The organism is Kineococcus siccus (assembly GCF_009906795.1).
Taxonomy (GTDB): domain Bacteria; phylum Actinomycetota; class Actinomycetes; order Actinomycetales; family Kineococcaceae; genus Kineococcus; species Kineococcus siccus.
Genome location: NZ_JAAALN010000423.1, coordinates 1 through 807, shown reverse-complemented (window position 1 = coordinate 807; position 807 = coordinate 1). Strand labels below are relative to the sequence as shown.

Here is an 807-nt window from a genome sequence, read left to right as displayed (position 1 = left end):
GGAGGTCCCGGCCGACCTCGTCCGCCCCGTCGCGGCCGTGGCCGCCGGTGCCGTCGCCGTGCGGGGCCGCGGCCTGCGCGTCGTGCGCCGCCGCCGCGCCCTGCGCCCGGGACCGCCCACGACGGTCCTCGACGGCGTCGACGTCGAGGTGCCCGCCGCGGCCGTCACCGCCCTGACCGGCGGCAGCGGGGCGGGCAAGTCCACGCTCGTGGCCGTCCTCGCGGGCCTGCTCCGGCCGACCGGCGGCGACGTCCGCGCCGACGCCGCCCTCGCCGCCCGGGGGCGCCTCGAGCCGTGGCGGTGGTCCTCGCCCGAGCTCGCGGCGCGCGTCGGCTGGATCCCCCAGCACCCCGAGCACGGCGTGGTGCGCCCGTCCGTGCGCGAGGAGGTCCGCGCCACCTGCCGGGCCCTCGGCCGGGGCGCCGCGGGCGACCGGCGCGCCGACGACCTGCTGGAGCTCCTGGGCCTCGCGCACCGCGCGAGCGTCGACCCGCACCTGCTGTCGGGCGGCGAGCAGCGCCGGCTCGGCGTCGCGTCGGCGCTCGCGGCCGGCCCCGCGCTCGTCCTGGCCGACGAGCCGAGCGTCGGCCAGGACCGCGCCACGTGGGCGGTCGTGACGGGCGTCCTGCGCTCCGCGGCGCGCGCCGGGGCGGCCGTCGCGGTGGCCACCCACGACGCGCGGCTGGTCGCGGCCTGCGCGGACGGCGAGGTCGCGCTCGCCGGCGGGCGGGTCGTCCACGGTCCCGCCGCGGCCGGTGCCGGGCTCGCGGAGGTCGCGCGGTGAGCGTCGCGGACCGGGTCCCCCCC

At 83.1% G+C, this 807-nt stretch carries 1 protein-coding gene; it reads left to right on the top strand.

Annotated features, from left to right (window positions below):
* Positions 1 to 784: ABC transporter ATP-binding protein (locus GTR02_RS21940; protein WP_166609576.1), on the top strand; the 784-nt coding region annotated here is incomplete at its 5' end.
* Positions 785 to 807: the final 23 nt, after the last annotated feature.